The 18559-nt window shown below is 71.8% G+C and carries 12 protein-coding genes; 9 read left to right on the forward strand and 3 right to left on the reverse strand.

Annotated elements, in window-relative coordinates; translation table 11 throughout:
- Positions 1-23 precede the first annotated feature (23 nt).
- Together WMF22_RS14975 and WMF22_RS14980 are read left to right on the forward strand one after the other, a co-directional pair.
- Complete coding sequence (locus WMF22_RS14975; protein WP_012235353.1) at positions 24-566, forward strand: DUF3540 domain-containing protein; 543 nt, start codon at positions 24-26, stop codon at positions 564-566.
- Positions 567-596: 30 nt separating this feature from the next.
- The gene (locus WMF22_RS14980; RefSeq protein WP_438036175.1) at positions 597-1598 is read left to right on the forward strand and encodes a S41 family peptidase; all 1002 of its coding nucleotides are present in this window, start codon (positions 597-599) and stop codon (positions 1596-1598) included.
- A gap of 17 nt (positions 1599-1615) precedes the next feature.
- Here WMF22_RS14980 and WMF22_RS14985 read toward each other — a convergent pair whose 3' ends face one another.
- Positions 1616-3784, reverse strand: coding sequence for a hypothetical protein (locus tag WMF22_RS14985; RefSeq protein WP_438036176.1), 2169 nt, complete (start codon positions 3782-3784; stop codon positions 1616-1618).
- Between the two features lie 393 nt (positions 3785-4177).
- Here WMF22_RS14985 and WMF22_RS14990 point away from each other — a divergent pair, with 393 nt between their 5' ends.
- From WMF22_RS14990 to WMF22_RS15020, 7 genes are all read left to right on the forward strand, one after another.
- The gene (locus WMF22_RS14990; RefSeq protein ID WP_438036177.1) at positions 4178-5338 is read left to right on the forward strand and encodes a DTW domain-containing protein; all 1161 of its coding nucleotides are present in this window, start codon (positions 4178-4180) and stop codon (positions 5336-5338) included.
- A gap of 279 nt (positions 5339-5617) precedes the next feature.
- Entirely contained in the window at positions 5618-6589 is a 972-nt protein-coding gene (locus WMF22_RS14995; RefSeq protein WP_438036178.1) for a macrolide 2'-phosphotransferase, read from the forward strand.
- Between the two features lie 95 nt (positions 6590-6684).
- Positions 6685-6975: a hypothetical protein gene (locus WMF22_RS15000; protein WP_437299766.1), complete on the forward strand. Its 291-nt coding sequence runs from the start codon at positions 6685-6687 to the stop codon at positions 6973-6975.
- The gene (locus WMF22_RS15005) at positions 6972-9980 is read left to right on the forward strand and encodes an ATP-binding protein (protein ID WP_438036179.1); all 3009 of its coding nucleotides are present in this window, start codon (positions 6972-6974) and stop codon (positions 9978-9980) included. Before WMF22_RS15000 ends, WMF22_RS15005 begins: the two co-directional genes overlap by 4 nt.
- A gap of 318 nt (positions 9981-10298) precedes the next feature.
- Positions 10299-11678 (forward strand): MFS transporter, encoded by a 1380-nt coding sequence (locus WMF22_RS15010; RefSeq protein ID WP_437299768.1) that lies wholly within the window; start codon positions 10299-10301, stop codon positions 11676-11678.
- A gap of 263 nt (positions 11679-11941) precedes the next feature.
- Complete coding sequence (locus tag WMF22_RS15015) at positions 11942-12196, forward strand: hypothetical protein (RefSeq protein ID WP_438036180.1); 255 nt, start codon at positions 11942-11944, stop codon at positions 12194-12196.
- Between the two features lie 317 nt (positions 12197-12513).
- On the forward strand, positions 12514-14061 hold the full coding sequence (locus WMF22_RS15020; protein WP_438036181.1) for a cellulose binding domain-containing protein: 1548 nt from the start codon (positions 12514-12516) through the stop codon (positions 14059-14061).
- A 395-nt stretch (positions 14062-14456) separates the two neighbouring features.
- Here WMF22_RS15020 and WMF22_RS15025 read toward each other — a convergent pair whose 3' ends face one another.
- A complete protein-coding gene (locus WMF22_RS15025; RefSeq protein WP_438036182.1) occupies positions 14457-17024 on the reverse strand; it encodes a polynucleotide kinase-phosphatase in 2568 nt (855 codons plus the stop codon).
- A complete protein-coding gene (locus WMF22_RS15030; protein WP_438036183.1) occupies positions 17021-18532 on the reverse strand; it encodes a 3' terminal RNA ribose 2'-O-methyltransferase Hen1 in 1512 nt (503 codons plus the stop codon). Before WMF22_RS15030 ends, WMF22_RS15025 begins: the two co-directional genes overlap by 4 nt.
- Between the last annotated feature and the right edge of the window lie 27 nt (positions 18533-18559).

Here is an 18559-nt window from a genome sequence, read left to right on the forward strand (position 1 = left end):
CCCGTTGCGAAGGAGGAGCCTGAATGAACCCCGTTGCGAAGCGCCGAATCGAGCCCGCGGCCGCAGATTTCCTGGGTCCAGCGGAGGTGGTCGAGGTCCAGGGCGACGAGGTCGTCGTCGAGCTCCGAGGCGGCGAGCCCGCGCGCGCGGCGCTCGCGCTCGCCGCCCCCTACGAGCCCGCGGCCGGCGACGTGCTGCTGGTGATCGGCAAGGACGGCGAGCATTACGCGATCGGGGTGCTCCGCGGCAGCGGGAAGACGGCGCTCCGCGTCCAGGGGGACCTCGAGGTGCGCGCCGAGGGCGGGGCGGTCCGCATCGTCGGGGATCGCGGGGTGGAGCTCCACGCGCCGGAGCTGGCCATCCACGCCGGCAAGCTCCAGGTGATCGCGGGCGCCGCCGTCCAGAAGTTCACTTCGTTGTACCAGCGCGTGAGCGAGCTGCTCAGCGTGCGGGCCGGGCAGGCGCACACCGTCGTGGACGAGGGGACGGTGACGCAGGCGAAGCGCGCGTCGATCGTCACGGAGGAGACCGTGACGATCAACGGCAGAGAGGTCCACCTGGGTTGAGCCAGGCGGGTATACCTGGGTCAAGCCGCCATGCTCCCCATCGCGAACCGCGGCGCCGGCGTGTTCATCGCCGCGCCCGACGTCTGCGCCACCCCGCCGGTCGGCGCGCCGATCCCCTACGTGAACCTGGGCTTCAACGCCATGGCCTCGGTGTTCGCGGCGAACGTGCTCACGGCGATGATGCCGACGCTGACCGTGAGCTCCGTCATCCCGGTGACGACCGGCGACGAGCCCGGGGTCATGCACCCGACGATCAAGGGCGCGGCGGTGGTCACGACGTCGTTCGTCAACGTGTTCTTCAACTTCCTGCCCGCGGCCACGCTCTCGTCGCTCACCGCGGGGAACAACTTCAACGCCCCGGCGGGGCTGATCGCCGTCCCCAGCGCCACCAACGTCTTCGCCATGCGCGCGCCGGGTGGCGCCGGAAGGGGCTCTCCCGTGGAGGAGGCCGCGCGCCTCGCGCGGGCGCTCGCGCCGGCCGCGCGCGGCGAGGGGCCGGTGAGCGGCCAACTGCTGGACGAGCGGACTGGCTATCTCGATATCCGCCTCTTCACGCGCGACGTCCCGGCGCGCGTCCATACCCTTCTGCGTGATCTCACCGGGCGAGGGGCGGCGGCGCTCCTCCTCGATCTCCGGGGCAACCCGGGGGGCGACGCGGGCGCGGCGCTGGAGCTCGCGGGGGATTTTCTCGAGCCCGGGACGCCGCTCTGCACCCTTCGTGACGAGGACGGCGACGAGGTCGTCCGCCGCGCGCGTCCCGGCGCGCCGCACCGGCATTCGCTCGTCGTGCTCGTGGATCGCGGTACGGCGTCCGCGAGCGAGCTGTTCGCGGGGTGCCTCCAGGCGCACGGGCGCGCGCTGCTCGTCGGGGAGGCGACCTATGGCAAAGGCTCCGGGCAAACGCTCATCGCGGGGCAAGACGGGCTCCGGGCCGAGCTCGCGGGCGTGGTATTGCCGAACGGGCGAGGGATCGGCGCGAGCGGGCTCGTCCCTGACGTCGCGGTGGCGCTGGAGGGTGAGACGGGGGCGTAGCGACCCAGGGCGCGTCCCTACTTCTTCGACCCACGCGGACCGCCTCGGAGGGACGAGCTCCGGGAGGCCCCACGCCCTCGCCCCTGCGGGCCGGAGACGCCGCTCGAGCGACCTCCGGGAATGCCGATGGCGCGCCCGCCGCCGCTCGAAGGCACGTGGGACGACCCACGGGGCGCTGTTGTCGCGCCGCGGCCTGCCGGCGGGGTGCGGCCGGTGGTCGAGGCAGTCGACGAGGTTCGCGTCACCCCACCCGTCGTGGTCCGGCTCGCGGAGGTCGTCGTGGTCCGGCTCGCGGAGGTCGTCGTGGTCCGGCTCGCGGAGGTCGTCGTGGTCCGGCTCGACGACGTCGTGGCCTGGTTCGATGACGTCGTGGCCTGCGTCGTAGCGCCGACGATTCTTCCGACGTCCGCCAGGAACCCGCGCACCGCGGTCTTGCTGTTCCCCTCTTCTTTCGTGTTCAGCAGCGCCGCCATGCGCTGGTTCAACGGCGCTTCTTTCTGGCGGCTCTCCACGACGGTGCACAGCTCGCCCTCGCTGTTGAAGAAGCACGGTATCGCGGGCGCGTTCTCGTATTTGACCTGCATCGACAGGCCCGGCCTCCCGATGTCGGCGAGGCGCAGGCTCGCGAGGGCCACACTCAGCCAGTCGGGCCCTTCGCGCGTCATCTCCTCGATCAAACCGGCCCGGAGCGTTGCCGGGGCGCTGGCCCAGAGGTCCCCCTGCCCCAGGCCGCACGCCGCGAACGACGAATACCCTTTGAAATGAGCGCCGAGCGCCTCCTTCTCCCAGTTTGCGACGAGGATGGCCCGCGACGACACGGCCTGATCGATGAGGGACATGAACAGCGCGAGGCGGAGGCCCTGCACCTTCGTGGGATCGCCGCCGCTGGCCATCGGCGCATGTTTCTGGGACAGGAACTGCTGCCCCGTCACCGCGGCGCTCAGCAGCGCCTTTGTGTGTTCCCGCTCCGGTCCCGGCGCGATCAGCAGATCGACGACCGCGTCCCTCGCCGCCTGGTCGTCCCCGAGCAGCTTCGCCACGCTGACGCCGATCGTCGTCTGGAGGCTGCCGGCCACCTGGGTGAACGTCCGGTTCTTTCCCCATCGGGTGCTCAGGGTCGCATTGTCGAACCGGGTCCTCCGGTCCCAGAAACCCGGTGGCGGGGACGCGCTGAAGAGCGCCGTCCTCACGGACTTCCAGAGGGCGAGGAGATCCTCGGCGTTCAGCGGGTGCGGCGACGAGACCAGCTCCGCGGGGTGATTCCTCCCGGCGGAGGAGCGGCTGCTCACCTCCTCCGGGCTCAGATAAACCCCCCTCGTCTCGGTGAGGTCGCTCGACCGAATGAGCTTCATCCGCTTGAGCCTCGCGATGAACGCCTTGAACTCCGCGGAGCTCATGCTGCCGACTTTGGGCCGCTCGCTTTCGGGGCTCCAGGTGATGTTCAGGTTGCCGATCCCCTCAATCTCGACGCCGATCTTCATGTCGTCCTGCTCGGGCAGGGCCTCGCCCCCGAGATCGACGACCAGGATCGTTTCTACCTGTTCGGCGCTTGTTTCGCCGGGCGGTGCGTCGTCCGCCGGAGCGTCCGATGCGTGGTCCGTGAGGGTGATCGTGGTGGTGGTGGTCGTCGTCGTCGTGATCGTCGTCACAGGAGCGCCGACACCCCAGCTCTCGAGGAAAGGGGGGGCGTCGCTGGTCGGGAGCATCAACGGGTTCAGCTCGTTGATGAACCCCAGATCGACGGGCAAGCCGCTCCCCGAGGGGCCGACTTCCATCTCGGAGAGCGCGTCGAGCAGGGCGCTCGGTAAGTCCGAATCGCCGTCGATCGCGCTCTCGCCCCCGGCCTTGACGGAGGGCTCGTCGAGGTCGTCGCTCCGGAAGACCACCTCGACCACCCGGAACGGGTCCGCGGCGGCGGACGGCGTATGCCCCTCGCCCGAGCTCACCTGCATTACCAGATTGTCGAGAGGCCCCCGGAGGATCTGATCCAGCGCCCCGAGCTGCCCCCCTGGGAGGTAGATGGTCGGCATTCCACCCTGCTCGGAGCGCACCCCGCGCAACGTTGCGACGTGCGCACCTCCCTGGTTGATCGTGATCGTGACGTGTCGCCCTCCGTGCGTCGGGGCCACCTCGTCCGTCAAGATCAGCACGCGGTCGTCCGGTGCTTCGACCCAAATCTGGCCCATGCGCCGACGCTACGCCACGACGGGCGGTTGTGTCACGCGCACCAGAAGCCGCGCAGCGCAGCCGGTCCTGGTAGGCCGCGTCCTCGAGCGCCACCCTCCCGCCCGGGCACCCGCTCGAAGACGATTCAATCTCACCGTGAACCAGCCGGAGAGGGGAGTGCGCGATGAGCTGGGAGGGGAGCGTGCGCTGCGGCTCGCCGCACGCGCGCGGGACACACCGTCGCGGCGCTCAGAGCCATCCAGCCCTTCACGGTCTTGGCGAACCCATCAGGGTATTGCCAGCGTGTCCCACGCGAGCGCGGCCGGCAGCTCGCTTGCTCCCGGATCCATGGGCGGATCCTGGGTCCCATCTGACCTATATCGAGGTGCGGCTGTCGTACTAGGGTGCCTCCCATGCGCGACGTCTGCTGGCGCTGCCGGCGCCCCCGTCCGGTCTGCTATTGCGCGCTCCTGCCCTCCTTGCCGACGAGGACCCGGGTCGTGCTCCTCCAGCACCCGCGCGAGCGGAAGGTTGGCATCGGCACGGCGCGCATGGCCCACCTGGCGCTGCCCAACTCCGAGCTGCACGAGGGGGTGGTCTTCGAGGACGACGCCCGGATCGCCGCCCTCGCGAGCGATCCGACCACGGCCTTGCTCTTCCCCGGGGGCGACGCGCCCGCGGCGGGCGGGGCGCCGGTGCGCTCGCTCATCGTGGTCGACGGCACGTGGTGGCAGGCGAGGAAGATGCTCGCGCTGAACCCGCGCCTGGCCTCGGTGCGGCGCATCGGCGTGACGCCCCGCGCGCCGGGCAACTACCGCATCCGCAAGGAGCCCCGGCCCGAGTGCCTCGCCACGGTCGAGGCGGTGGCCAGCGCGCTCGGCGCGCTCGAGGGCGAGGCCGCGCGCTTCGACGAGATGCTCCGGGCCTTCACGTTCATGGTCGACCGGCAGATCGAGCACCAGGCGAGGAACAACGCCCCGCGACGGCGGCGCGCGCCGCCGGCCTCGCCGCTCGCGCCGCTGCGCCCCTACCTCGCCGAGCCGGCGAGGGTGGTGCTCGTCGACGGCGGGGCCAGCTCCGGGTGGCCGGCGGGCGCGGGCGCGGCCGAGCCGACGTCCGAGCTCGTGCACCTCGTGGCCTGCCGCGCGCCGGGCGAGCGCTTCGAGGCGTTCCTCCGCCCGCGGCGGCCGCTGGGCCCGAGCGTCGCGCACCAGCTCGAGGTGCCCGAGGACCGCCTGCGGGGCGGCGAGGACGCGAGCGCCGCCCTGACCCGGTTCCGCGCGTTCGTCGGCCCGGGCGGCGTGCTGGGCGCCTGGGGCACCTTCACCCTGGACCTGCTCGCGCAGGAGGGCCTCGGGCGCCCGCCCTCCCTCGACCTGCGCGACCTCTGCGCGCGGCACCTGCGCCGCCGGCCCGGCGGCATCGCCAACGGCGCGCGGGCGCTCCTGGCCGGGGAGCCCGCGGCGCGCGGCAGCGGGCGCGCCGGGCGCACGGTGGGGTGGCTCGAGGTCGTCCTCGCGCGCCTCCTCGACCTCGCGGGCGAAGACGACGTTGCCGCGCGGGGCGCCGCATGAGATTCTCCGTCCGTGCATTCCATCCGGTTCCGCTGAGTCTGGCATCCTCGTCCTCCCGCTGGCCCCGGCGCCGCCGGGGCACGCGGCGAGCGCGTGGGTGCCAGTCCGTGCCCTGTCTTCCTCCGAGTTCGCTCGAAACGTGGAAGACCGGGGCGCGTCGACTCACGCCCGGGAGCCTGGATGGAGCACGCCACGCGCATCGGTCGTGAGCTCGCGCCGCGAGTCTTCCCCCCTTCACGCGCGCCGCCCTGCCGGCGGCGCGCCCAGAGGCTCGCGATCATGACCGAACGCCAAGACACCTCCACCGGTTCTCCCACCGCTTCTTCCTCCTTTGCGCCCATCGACTCCGTCGGCGCGCTCCTCGATGCGGCGCGCCGCGAGGGGCTCCGTCTCGCCACGTCCCACGCCGACTTCGATCGGAGCGGGCTCGCCTTTCTCGTCGTGCACGCCCACGATGAGGAGGGCGTGCCGTGGGTCGTGCGCACGCCGCGCCGCCTCGCGGAGGTCGCGTCGGCCCGCGTCGAGGCCCGCGTGCTGGCCCTGGTAGGCCCGCGCTTGCCGGTGGCCGTGCCGGACTGGCGCGTGCACACCGAGCACGTGATCGCCTATCCGCGCCTCGGCGACGTGCCCGCCGTCTCCTTCGATCCCGAGGCGGGCCCGCGCTGGAGCCGCGTCGATCCGGCGGCGCCGTCCGAGGTGTTCATCGCGTCGATGGCAGAGGCCCTCGCGGCGCTCCAGCGCATCGACGCGGGGGCGGCCCGCTCGGCCGGCGTGCCCGTGAAGTCCATCGACGACGCGCGCCAGCTGCACGCGCGGGCCATGGACGCGACGCGCGCCGCGCTGGCGCCGCCGGACGCGCTGTGGGCCCGGTGGCAGCGCTGGCTCGAGAACGACGCGATCTGGCCGCGCCACCTCGCCCTCGTGCACGGCGATCTCCACCCCGGCCACATGCTCCTCGACGAGGGCGGCCGGCTCACGGGGATCCTGGACTGGACCGAGGCCCACATCGGCGATCCCTCGGTCGACTTCGCGCTCTTCGTCGGCGCCTTCGGCAAGGCCGCGCTCGACGCGTGCATCGCGCGCTTCGAGGCGGCCGGCGGCGCGACGTGGCCGGGCCTCGCGGCCCACGCCTGCGAGCGCTGGGCGGCGTTCCCCGCGATCGCGGCGAAGTGGGGCGTCGAGTCCGGCGACGAGGGCGTGATCGCCCACGCGCGCAACCTGCTCGCAGGGATCGTGGCCGAGAGCGGGTGAGCGCCGGCTCGTCACACCCATCAGCCATCGTCATGATGCGTTGCGTTGTGAGCCCGCGCATGTTCAGCAGCGGCAGCCCTGAGTAGCCTCTTCGCATGACCGGAGGACACGGCGCGGATGCCGGCGCGGCGGATCGCGCGCTCGTGCTCATGCTGCTGGGCACGGTGCTGCTCGTGTCGCCGGCGCGGCTGCTCTGGGCTCGAGGCCTGCTCGCGGTGGCCGCGGTCTTCGCGGTCTGGGCCGCGCTGATCGCGCTCGCCGTGCTCGCGACGCGCTCCGACCGTGGCGACCGCGGCGACCTGCCGAGCGGCGATCTCGCCCGCGGCGAGCGCGAGCGCGAGCGCGGCGACCCGGCGCCCGGCGCCGGTGATCGAGGGCCGCCGTGATCGACGTCGGTGTCCTCCTCTTCGCCACGGTGGCCTGGCTCGCCGTGCTCGCCGCGATCGCGCTCGCCGCGCAGCGCGAGCGGATCCCCCGCGCGCTCGCGCGCCACCCGCTCGTCCTCGCCCTGTCGCTCGGCGTCTACGCCTCGTCGTGGACCTACTACGGCGGCGTCGGCTTCGCGCAGCGCCACGGCCTCGTCTTCCTCGCGGTCTACCTCGGCCCGACGCTCGCGTGCATCGCCACCCCGCTCCTCTGGTCGCGCGTCCTGCGCATCACGCGCGAGCAGCGCCTCTCCTCGCTCGCCGACCTCTTCGCCTTCCGCTTCCAGAGCCCCGCGGCGGGGGCGGTCGTCGCCGCCTTCTCCGTCGTCGCCAGCGTGCCCTACATCGCGCAGCAGTTCCGCGCGACCGAGCAGTCGGTCCGCGTGCTCTCCGGGCCCGGACACGAGGAGGCCGTGGGCGCCGTCTTCTGGGCGCTGCTCACGCTCTTCACGGCGTTCTTCGGCGCCCGCCCGGCCGCCGAGCAGGGGCGGGAGGACGGCCTCGCGGCGGCGGTCGCGTTCGAGTCGGCGGCGAAGCTCGCCGTGCTCGCGGCCGTGGGCCTCGTCGCCGTGCTCGGGGTCTTCGGCGGGGCGGGCGGGCTCGCGGACTGGCTCGGCGATCACGCCGCCGAGGTCGAGGCGCTCGGCCGCCCCGTGCGCGAGGACAGCGGCTGGACGTCGATGCTCGTCATCAGCTTCGCCGCCGCCTTCCTGCTGCCGAGGCAGTGGCACATGGCGTTCGCGGGCGGCACCGGCGACCGCGCGCTCGCCAGGGCGGCCTGGGCCTTCCCGCTCTTCCTGCTCGCGCTCAACCTGCCCGTCCTTCCTGTGCTCTGGGCCGGGACCCGCCTCGCGCCGGCCGAGCCCGCCGACAGCTACGTGCTGCTCGTGCCGCAGCTGCTCGGCCAGGGCTGGCTCGCGCTCGCCGCGTTCATCGGCGGCATCTCCGCGGCGAGCGCCATGGTCATGGTCACGGCCGTCGCCCTCGCGAGCGCCAGCGCCTCGCACCTGCTCCTGCCGCTCGCCCGGAGGACGCTGCGCCGCAACGTCTACGCGCGCGTGTTGTGGCTCCGCCGCGGGCTCCTCATCGTCATCCTCGCCGGCGGGTGGCTCTTCCACCGCGCGCAGCCGCACCGCGGGCTGCTCGTCGAGAGCGGCATCGTGTCGTTCGTCGCCTTCGCGCAGTTCCTGCCGGGGCTGCTCGCCGCGCTCTTCTGGGAGCGCGCGACGCGCGCCGGGTTCCTCGCCGGGCTCCTCGCCGGCATCGGCACGTGGACCGCCACCTGCCTCGCGCCCTTCCTGCCCGAGCTCTCCGGCCTCGACCCGGGGTGGCTCGATCTCCTGCGCGAGGGCGCGGGCCAGGCCGACCCCGGGGCGACCGCGGCGGCCATGGACACGTGGTCGCTGCCCACGTTCGTGTCGCTCGCCGTCAACGGCGCCACGCTCGGGCTCGTCTCGCTCCTGCGCCCCCCGGCCGAGGAGGAGCGCGAGGCGGCGCGCCTGTGCACCCGCCGCGAGATCGGCCCGTCGGTCGAGCGCGCGACCGTGGCCTCGAGCGTCGGCGCGCTGGAGGAGCGGCTCGCGCGGCTGCTCGGCCGCGAGGCGGCCGCGCTCGAGGTCACGCGCGCCCGGATCGAGCTCGACATCCCGCGCGACGAGACGCGGGCCACGGAGCTCCACGCGCTGCAGGAGCGCCTGCACCGCAACCTGTCGCCGCTCGTCGGCCCGGTGCTCGCGAGGACCGTCGCGGAGGCGGACGCGCAGGCCGCCCCCGGGGCGCTCGGCGGCAGAGCGGCGAGCGGCGCGCTCACCGAGGAGCTCCGCTGGCTGGAGCGGCGCCTCGCGCGCGGGGAGGCCACGACGACGTTCGTCGGCGCGGCGAAGGAGCTCGACCTCCTGCGGCGCTGGCTCCGCTCGGTGCTCGCGCAGCTCCCCCTCGGCGTCTGCGCCGTGGGCTCCGACGGCGCGATCAGCCTCGTGAACCGGCGCCTCGAGGCGCTCGTCGGCGCCGAGGAGCGCGACCTCGTCGGGGCGCCGCTCGACCGGCTGCCGGCCCCGTTCGCGGAGCTGTTCGCGCGCGCCGCCCGCGCCGCCTCCGCGGGCGAGGCCGGCGCGGACGAGATCGAGGCGCACGTGGCCGGCCGCGCGCGCTCGCTGCGCGTCCACCGCGCCGCGCTCGACCCGCTCGACGCGCGCGCCGCCTCGGGGGGCGTGGTCCTCCTCGTGGAGGACCGCACCGAGCAGCGCGCGCTCGAGGCGCAGCTCGCCCACCGCGACCGCCTCGCCCAGCTCGGCCGCCTCGCCGCCGGCGTGGCTCACGAGGTCGGCAACCCGCTCACCGGCATCGCCTGCCTCGCGCAGAACCTCCGCGCCGAGTCCGACAGCGACGAGATCCGCGCGCGGGCGGGCCTCATCCTCGGTGAGGCGGCGCGCATCGAGGCCATCCTGCGCTCCCTGCTCGACCACAGCCGCACCGGCGCCGTGCCGAAGCCCGGCGAGGGCGCGCGCGCGCGGGTCGGGCGCGTGGCGCTCGCCGAGGTGGTCGCCGAGGCCGTGCGGCTCATCCGGCTCGACCGAGCGGCGCCCCTCGTCCGGGTGGATCAGGCCTGCCCAGAGGCGCTCGTCGTCATCGGCGACCGGCGCGAGCTCGTCCAGGTCTTCGTCAACCTGCTCGCGAACGCTCGCGACGCGTCCGAGGCCGGCGCGCTCATCGCCGTCCGAGGGTGGATCGAGGCGGGCCAGATCGTCGTTGAGGTCGAGGACCACGGCAGCGGCATCCCCGAGGAGCTGCTCGCCGCTGTCCTGGAGCCGTTCGTGACGACGAAGCGCGACCCGAGCGGCACGGGGCTCGGCTTGCCGCTCTCGCGCTCGATCGTCGAGGACCACGGCGGGACCCTCTCGCTGCGGAGCGCGGTGGGGCGGGGGACGACGGTCGTCGTCCGGCTTCCGCTCGCGGGCGCGGGGTGAAGCGGTCGGCGCGGGACGTCGGGTGTTACCGATCGTAACGAGACGTGGCCGAACGAGCCCGCCAACGTGCTTGCCCCGTGGACGAACAGGTATTCTCAAGTCTGCTTGCGTGGTATTGAGATCAAAGAGAGCAGCATTCTGCGAGCCGGGGGTGACAGGGCATCGACCCACGCGCTGCCCGGCCCCTCCTCCTCCCTCGCGTGCGGGGGAGGAGGAGCCATGAAGAACACCCTGGCTGCCTCTTTCCGCTCGGCGCGCCTCCAAGCCCGTCTCCGGCCCTCTCGACGAGCGCTGGAACTCCTCCGAGGAACCGTTCTCATGGCACAGACGTCTCCCCAAACCTTCGCCGTGACGCCCACGACCCCGGCCCCCGCGGCCGAGCGTGAGGTGGTCAGCAGCTCCACGCTCTGGAAGGTCATCTTCGCGTCCGCTGGCGGTACGATGATCGAGTGGTACGACTTCTATATCTTCGGGAGTCTCGCCGCGATCATCTCGACCCACTTCTTCCCGAAGGACAACCCGACGGCGAGCTTCCTCTTGACGCTCGGCACGTTCGCCACGGGCTTCGTCGTCCGCCCGTTCGGCGCGCTCGTGTTCGGGCGCATCGGCGATATCGTTGGTCGGAAGTACGCGTTCCTCGTGACCCTGCTGCTCATGGGCGGCGCGACGGCGCTCATCGGCTTCTTGCCGACGTACGAGAAGATCGGGCTCCTCGCCCCGATCGCGCTCGTCCTGATCCGCCTCGTCCAGGGCCTCGCGCTCGGCGGCGAGTACGGCGGCGCGGCGGTGTACGTCGCCGAGCACTCACCCGACGAGAAGCGCGGCTTCTACACCTCGTTCATCCAGATCACGGCGACGCTCGGTCTGTTCGTCTCGCTGGCGGTCATCCTCAGCACCCGCCTCCTCGTGGGCGAGGAGGCATTCAAGGACTGGGGCTGGCGCATCCCGTTCCTCCTGTCGGTCCTCCTCGTCGGCGTGTCCTTCTACGTGCGTTCCCGCCTCAAGGAGTCGCCGATCTTCAGCAAGCTCAAGGCCGAGGGGAAGACGTCGACCGCTCCCATCAAGGACAGCCTCGGCAACAAGCGCAACTGGAAGGTCATCCTGATCGCCCTCTTCGGCGCCACGGCCGGCCAGGGCGTGGTCTGGTACACGGGGCAGTTCTATGCCCTCTACTTCCTGCAGAACACGCTCAAGGTCCCGTTCATCACGGCCACGATCGTGATCGCCACCGCGCTCGCCCTCGGCATGCCGTTCTTCGTGTTCTTCGGCGCGCTCTCCGATCGCATCGGCCGGAAGAAGATCATGCTCGCGGGCAACCTGTGCGGCGCGATCGGCTTCTTCCCCGTGTTCTGGGCGATGAAGCAGAACGCGGACAACCCGGTCGTGCTCACCGCGCTCGTGTTCGTGCTCGTGCTGTTCGTCACGATGGTCTACGGCCCGATCGCGGCCTACCTCGTCGAGGCCTTCCCGGCGAAGGTGCGTTACACGTCGCTCTCGATCCCGTACCACGTCGGCAACGGCGTGTTCGGCGGGCTCTTGCCGCTCATCGCCTCGTCGGTGACGGTCGCGACGGGCAACATCTACGCGGGGCTCCTCTACCCGATCGCGGTGGCGCTCATCACCGTCGTCGTCGGCGGGATCTTCCTGAAAGAGCGCAGCGACGTGCGCCTCTGGGACGAGCTCGATCGCGCGGCTTGACGGCGATCTCCCGGCGGACGGAGCGCTGCTCGCGCGCCGTCCGCCGCCTCCCGCTCCTCGCAGATTCGCGGGATACGGGCTCAGCCGTCAGGCAAATGAGCCCGTAGAACTGAAACCTCCCTCGAATTTCCGGAAAATTGAACAGGGAGGCGGGGAGGAGGGGAGTGAAATCCCACCAACCTCCCCGTCTCCCCGCCTCCCTGTTCAACTTTTTTTCTGCTCGAAAATGCCAATACAATGAGGGGCAGAGCGACGTCTGGACGATGGCCTCTCCCCTCGGCGACGCGGGCTGGAACGAGCCGGCGAAGTCGCGGTTCTTCCTGAACCGCGGCGTCCAGGGCGGGACGGTCGGCCCGAACGACAACTCGGACCCGTGGAACCTCCCGACGATGATGGCGAACGGGGGCGAGACCGCCGAGCCGTTCAACACGGCCATCTGCACCTGTGGTTCAAATAACTTCTCTTCATGGAGCCCGGGCGTCCATGGGAGACGCGATGTCGGCAGATCGCGTCGATGAATAGTTTTGTTGCCACTGATGGCCGTGGGCTCGCCGGTGTGGCCCATACTGCTTCGTTACATTGAACCACAACATGGTATTGATTCGTCGCGGGCCTGAGAGAGCAGTTGTTCTTGACTCGGTGCGTGGTGTGATCGAAGGGTCGCTGGTCGGGCGTCGTGAATGGGAAACCGGAAGTTGGAATCTGGGGGACCATGAAACGGGCCACGACAAAGGTAGGTTGAGCGCGCCGTGTCATATGCTTTGCGCGCGGCGCGTCGGCGTGGCATCTTACGGAACTTGCTTGCGGCCTTTCGGCCGCTTTCGGGAGAAAAATCATGCGCTTTGCTAGCTTGCTGAGCTTCGGCTCGGTTTCGGTCGCTTGCTGCCTTGCTGCCTGCATCGCCGCGTCTCCGGACGAAGAAGAGATCCTGTCTCTGGAGGGCGAGCTGCTCAGCCCGGACTCGACGATGTCTGCGGAGCTGTCGTACCAGTCGCAGTGGCCGACGGGGTACTGCGCGAACGTGACCGTGAAGAACACGAGCTCCAGGCCGAGCACGTCCTGGGGCCTCTCGATCGGGCTCAACGGAGCGACGCTGGCCAACTCGTGGAACGCGCGGATCACGCAGTCGAACGGGCAGCTGAACGCCACCAACGAGAGCTACAACGGCTCGCTGGCAGCAGGAGCGTCGACGGGCGCAGGAGCGTCGACGGGAGCCGGAGCGTCGACGACCTGGGGGTTCTGCGCGAACGGCACAGGGAAGCCCTCGATCACATCGGTCAACGGCAACGGGAACGGAGGTTCGACGTCGGTGAGCTCCAGCAGCAGCGCTTCGAGCAGCTCTAGCAGCGCTACGAGCAGCTCCAGCAGCAGCTCCTCGGCCAGCTCTGGCGGAGGCGGCGCGGGCGGCAGCGGGGGCTCGGGCGGCGGAGGCGCGGGCGGCAGCGGTGGAGGCCCAGTGGTCAATTCCGGCCTTCCGACGCCGCCCGGACCCAGCAATGTGGCGAAGCCGTCCGGCGCGGCCGGCGGGTTCAGGGTCATCAACTGGGCCGGCTTCACGGGCGCCGTGTCGTACACGTTCGACGACTCGAACTCGAGCCAGATCCAGAACTACGACACGCTGAACGCGCTCGACGTTCCGTTCACCTTCTACCTCCAGACCGGCAAGAGCGAATCGACCAATTCGGTGTGGCAAAGGGCGCTGCGCGACGGGCACGAGCTCGGCAACCACACGAAGAGCCACTCGAGCAACGACAGCGGCGCCGATACGGACGCCGCGACGCAGTTCATCGAGAGCAGGTTCGGCACCAAGGTGTGGACGATGGCGGCTCCGAACGGCTCGTCCGTGTACTCGAACATCGCCAGGACGCGCTTCCTCATCAACCGGGGGGTGGCCAACAACCTCATCGGCCCGAACGACTCGACCGATCCGTTCACGCTGCCCTGCTACATCCCGCCGACCGGCGCCTCCACGACGGTGCTGGACCAGCAGGTAACGAGCGCGCGGGACGCCAGGAAGTGGCGCACCGTCCTTGTGCACGGCTTCACCGGCGGCTCCGACGGCGCTTATCAGCCCATAGGGCTGCAGGCCTTCGTCGATCACGTCAAGCACTCGAAGGCGCTCGGCGACATGTGGCTCGACAGCGTGGTCAACGTCGGCGCTTACTGGCGCGGCCAGAAGGCGGTCTCCTCCGCCGCCACCTCGACGTCAGGCGGCGCGACGACCTACACGTGGCAGCTCCCCGCCAACTTCCCGCCGGGCAAGTACCTGCGCGTGACGGTCACCGGCGGCACGCTCAAGCAGAACGGCGTTCCGCTGAGCTGGGATCCGCACGGCTACTACGAGGTCGCGCTCGACGCGAAGTCCGTGACGCTGTCGCCGTGACGAAGCGGGCCCGCGCCCCGCGGGCCCTATCCCGCCGCGGCGCGCGCGGTGAGTTTTTGAACCGCCAAGACACCACGAGACGCCAAGAAAACAACAATCATCTTGGCGTCTCGTGGCGCCTTGGCGGTTTCATTGTGCCGGCAGGGTAGGGACTTCCCACAAGCTTCCGCAAAAGAGCTCTGTCTCCTCTGCGGTTCCAACGTGCACTTGCGTGGGTTGCTTGCGGCCCGTCCCGCCGTTTTCAGGAGAGAATGTAAGCGCTTTGCTAGCTTGCTGAGCTGGGGCTCAGTCTCGATTGCTCGCTGCGTCTCGCGGGTTGGCGCCGCCTAGCTCGACGGCCAGACGTCTGTCCATGGACGGCCAGACGTCTGGCCACGGCGACGCTCAGCCGCCCGTCACAGCCGCGGATCGACCGGCTCGCTCTCCAGCGCCAGCACCCCGAACACACACTCGTGCACGCGATGCAGCGGCTCCCCCTCCACGAAGCGGTGGAGCGCCTCCAGGCCGAGCGCGTACTCCCGCAGCGCGAGCGCGCGCTTCGACGACACGCTGCGGCTCCGCAGCCGCGCGAGGTGCTGCGGCGCCAGGTACTCCGGCCCGTAGATGATGCGCAGGTACTCCGGCCCGCGGCACTTGATCGCCGGCTGGACGAGCCCGCGCGGGCCGCGGACCACCCACTCCCATGACTTGACCACCATGCCCTCGCCGCCGCGCTCGACCATCTCCGTCCAGAAGGCCACCGCCTGCGCCTCGCTCTGCGGGTCCGAGAGGTCGACCACGCGATGCGGGGTCTCCACGAAGAACGCCGGATCGACCTCGGCGAGCCGCGCGAGCTGCCGCAGGTGGAAGCCGTGGTCCCGCGCCGCGTGCACCGCGCCCTCGCTCGCGAGCAGGTGGAACGGCGCCAGCCGGAGGTCCGAGAGCGACCGCACCGGCCAGCAGTAACGCCGGTAGGCCGCCACGTACCCGTCCATCGCCGCCTTCCGGGCCGCGTGCCGCTCGAGCAGCTCCCGCGCGCTCTGGTCGCGCGCGGCGGTCATCGTGAGCGCCCGCACCGCCGCGTCGAGCGACGCGCGGCCCGACGAGCCCACGGCGGCGTACTGGCCGCGCAGGAGATCCTGCGCCTTCGCCGACCAGGGCAGGAGCTCCGCGTCGAGGCAGACCCAGTCCGTGCGCAGCTCGGCCCACAGATCCGCCCGATCCATCGCCGCCCGCACCCGGTCGATGAGCTCCCGGCTCCGCGCCTCGTCCGAGAAGAACGGCCTGCCCGTGCGCGTCGTGCACACGCCGAGCGGCCCCTCGTCGAGGCGGAACCTCCGCCGCCGCGCGGCCTCGTCGCGGCACACGGTGAGCACCGCGCGCGACCCCATGTGCTTCTCCTCGCAGACGACGCGGCCCACGCCGTTCTGCCGGAAGTACGCGAACGCCTCGCGCGGGTGCTCGAGAAGGCCCCCGTCCTTCGCCGTCTCGCTCGGCGACATCGTCGGCGGCAGGTAGATGAGCCACCGGGGATCCACGGCGAAGCGGCTCATCGCCTCGAGCGCCGCCGCCGCGTTCTCCTCGCGGATCGTCACCATGCCGTGCACCCGCGTCCGGATCGCGCGCCGGCCGCGCACGTCGTCGATGTCGAGCACGTCGTAGGCCTGCCCGCGCGGCTCGGCCTTCGGCTCGCCCGCGAGCGGCGCGAGCGGCTTCGCGGGCTCGTAGTACACGCGGCGCGCCTTGACCTCGACGAGCTCGCGCTCCGGGTAGCGCAGCGCCGTGAGCGCGCCGCCGAACACGCAGCCCGTGTCGATGCAGATCGTGCGGTTCTCCCACTCGGCCACCGTCGTCGGCGTGTGGCCGTAGACCACCATCGCCTTGCCGCGGTACTCCGAGGCCCAGTTGTACCGCACGGGCAGGCCGTACTCGTCGGTCTCGCCCGTCGTCTCGCCGTACAGGCAGAACTCGCGCACCGCGCCCGAGCCCCGGCCCTGGAACGCCTCCTTCACCCCCGCGTGCGCGACAGCGAGGTTGCCGTCGTCGAGCACGTAGTGGCTGACGAGCCCGTCGATGAAGTCCGCCGCCTTCGCCTTGAACGCGTCCGTCTCCGCCTCGAGCTGCTCGAGCGTCCGCTCGAGCCCGTGCGTCGGCTTCACGTCGCGCCCGCGCAGCTTCTTCAGCAGCTTCACGTCGTGGTTGCCGGGCACGCAGAGCGCGGCGCCCGACGCGACCATCGCCATCGCGAGGCGCAGCACGTCCGGCGAGCGCGGCCCGCGGTCCACGAGGTCGCCGAGGAAGATGGCGCGCCGGCCCTCGGGGGGCGACACGCGCGGCGCGTCCGGCAGCCCCTCCAGCTTGTAGCCGAGCGCCTCGAGCAGCTCGACCAGCTCGTCGAAGCAGCCGTGGACGTCGCCGATGATGTCGAACGGCCCGCGCTCGTCGCGGCGATCGGTCCACAGGCGCTGCCGCTCGATCGTGGCCGCCGCGACCTCCTCGGGCGAGGAGAGCACGTGCACGTAGCGGAAGCCCTCGCGCCGGAGCTCCTTGAGCGAGCGGCGCAGCTCGCGGCTCTGGCCCCGCACGACGTGCGGGCCGAACTGCCGGTCCGGCCGGCCGGCGTTGCGCGCGTGGCAGAGCTTCTCCGGCATGTCGAGCACGATGGCCACCGGCAGCACGTGGTGCTCGCGCGCGAGCGCGACGAGCGGCCTGCGCGCGTCCGCCTGCACGTTGGTCGCGTCGACCACTGCGAGCCGCCCCGACGCGAGCCGCTTGCCCGCGATGAAGTGCAGGACCTCGAAGGCGGCCGCGCTGGCGGCCTGGTCGTTCTCGTCGTCGGACACGACGCCGCGGTAGTGATCGGACGAGAGGATCTCGGTCGGCTTGAAATGCGCCCTCGCGAACGTGCTCTTGCCGGAGCCGGACGCGCCGACGAGCACGACGAGCGAGAGGGAAGGGACGATGAGGGGGGCCTGCTCGCTCACGACGCCACCTCCGTCGCCTGCGCGAGGGCGCCGCCCGCGCCGCCGCCGGACGGCGCCTCTGCGCTGCCCGCGCCGTTGGTGCTGGTTGTACCGCCGGCGCCGTTCGCGCCGCCCTCGCGCGTGAAGATCGCCATCTGCGTCGGCGCGCCGAGCGAGGGATCCATCGGGCCGATGGGCAGGTGCTCGACGGCGTAGCCGTGCGCGGCCGCGACCCCCTCGCAGAAGGCGTGGAACTCGGCCCGCGTCCACTCGAAGCGGTGGTCGCCGTGGCGGAGCGCGCCGCGCGGCAGCCCCTCGAACAGCGCGTTGTACTCGGCGTTCGGGGTGGTCACGAGGACGACGCGCGGCCGCGCGTGCTCGAAGACGCTGCGCGTGAGCGCGCCGAGCCGCGAGAGGTCGACGTGCTCGATGACCTCGACGAGCGTCGCGGCGTCGTAGCCCGAGAAGCGCGCGTCGCGGTAGGTGACCGACGCCTGGAAGAGCTGGATGCGCCGCCGCTGCTTGTCGGGCAGGTCGTCGAGGCGCAGCCGGTTCTTCGCGATCTCGAGGCTGCGCATGGAGACGTCCGCGCCCGCGACGCGCTCGAAGACGCGCTCGTCGACGAGGCGCTTCAGCAGCTTGCCCTCGCCGCAGCCGAGGTCGAGCACGCTCCTCGCCTCGGCGCGGCGGAGCGCCGCGACGACGGCCTCGCGCCGCGCCTCGTCGAGGCTCATCCGCGCCTCGCCCCGGTGCTCGGGCGCGGCCTTCTCGTCCTCGGCCTCCTCGGGGCTCGCCTCGTCGTCGGCCACGAGCCGCGCGAGCGCGGCCCGGAAGAGCGGCCGGCTGTGCTTCAGGTAGCGGAGCGCGATCGCCTCGCGCTCCGGGTGCTCCGAGAGCCACCCCTTGCCCTTGGCGAGGAGGTTGTCGACCTCGGCGTCGCCCACGTAGTAGTGCTTCTTGTCGTCGAGCACGGGCACGAGCACGTAGAGGTGCGCGAGCAGCTCCCTGAGCCGGCACGTCCTCGCGAGCGAGACGCGCAGGTAGGCGCTCTGGCCCCACTCCGGGAACGCCTCGTCGAGCGGGAGGCGCTCGGCCGCGATCTCGTAGCCGAGCGGCTCGAAGAGCCGCCGGAGCAGCGCCTCTCCGCCGCGGCACGGCAGGGCCTCGATGGTGGCGGAGAGGGGGATCGGCGCGTCCGCGAGCTCCGGGCGGTCGCGGCACTTGCCGCCGAGCGCCGAGCCGAAGACCTGCGCGATCGCCACGGAGAGGAACGACGAGGCGACGTAGGGCCGGTCGTTCACGTACTGCGCGAGCGTCCCGGGCTCGCCCGCGCCGCGCCCGCGCACGAGGTCCACGGGGTCGACGTCGAGCAGCAGCGCGGCGGTGCACCGCTCCTCGGTCGCCTCCGGATAGAACACGTGCGCCTTGCCGAACGACAGCGGGAACGACTGCGTGTTCGCAGGGTTCTTGACGAGCAGGTAACCGAGGTCGGTCGCCGGCCGGTGCGTGGTGGTGAGCGTGAGGAGCATCGGGGGCCCGAGTCTACGCGAGAGGGA

It is taken from the genome of Sorangium sp. So ce204 (assembly GCF_051526795.1).
GTDB classification, from domain to species: Bacteria; Myxococcota_A; Polyangia; order Polyangiales; family Polyangiaceae; genus Sorangium; species Sorangium cellulosum_B.

Bases quoted from the DNA above. Each gene is read 5' to 3' on its own strand.
- WMF22_RS14975 (WP_012235353.1), top strand. From the start codon at position 24: ATGAACCCCGTTGCGAAGCGCCGAATCGAGCCCGCGGCCGCAGATTTC.
- WMF22_RS14990 (WP_438036177.1), top strand. From the start codon at position 4,178: ATGCGCGACGTCTGCTGGCGCTGCCGGCGCCCCCGTCCGGTCTGCTAT.
- WMF22_RS15015 (WP_438036180.1), top strand. From the start codon at position 11,942: ATGGCCTCTCCCCTCGGCGACGCGGGCTGGAACGAGCCGGCGAAGTCG.
- WMF22_RS15020 (WP_438036181.1), top strand. From the start codon at position 12,514: ATGCGCTTTGCTAGCTTGCTGAGCTTCGGCTCGGTTTCGGTCGCTTGC.
- WMF22_RS14980 (WP_438036175.1), top strand. From the start codon at position 597: ATGCTCCCCATCGCGAACCGCGGCGCCGGCGTGTTCATCGCCGCGCCC.
- WMF22_RS14995 (WP_438036178.1), top strand. From the start codon at position 5,618: ATGACCGAACGCCAAGACACCTCCACCGGTTCTCCCACCGCTTCTTCC.
- WMF22_RS14985 (WP_438036176.1), bottom strand. From the start codon at position 3,784: ATGGGCCAGATTTGGGTCGAAGCACCGGACGACCGCGTGCTGATCTTG.
- WMF22_RS15030 (WP_438036183.1), bottom strand. From the start codon at position 18,532: ATGCTCCTCACGCTCACCACCACGCACCGGCCGGCGACCGACCTCGGT.
- WMF22_RS15000 (WP_437299766.1), top strand. From the start codon at position 6,685: ATGACCGGAGGACACGGCGCGGATGCCGGCGCGGCGGATCGCGCGCTC.
- WMF22_RS15010 (WP_437299768.1), top strand. From the start codon at position 10,299: ATGGCACAGACGTCTCCCCAAACCTTCGCCGTGACGCCCACGACCCCG.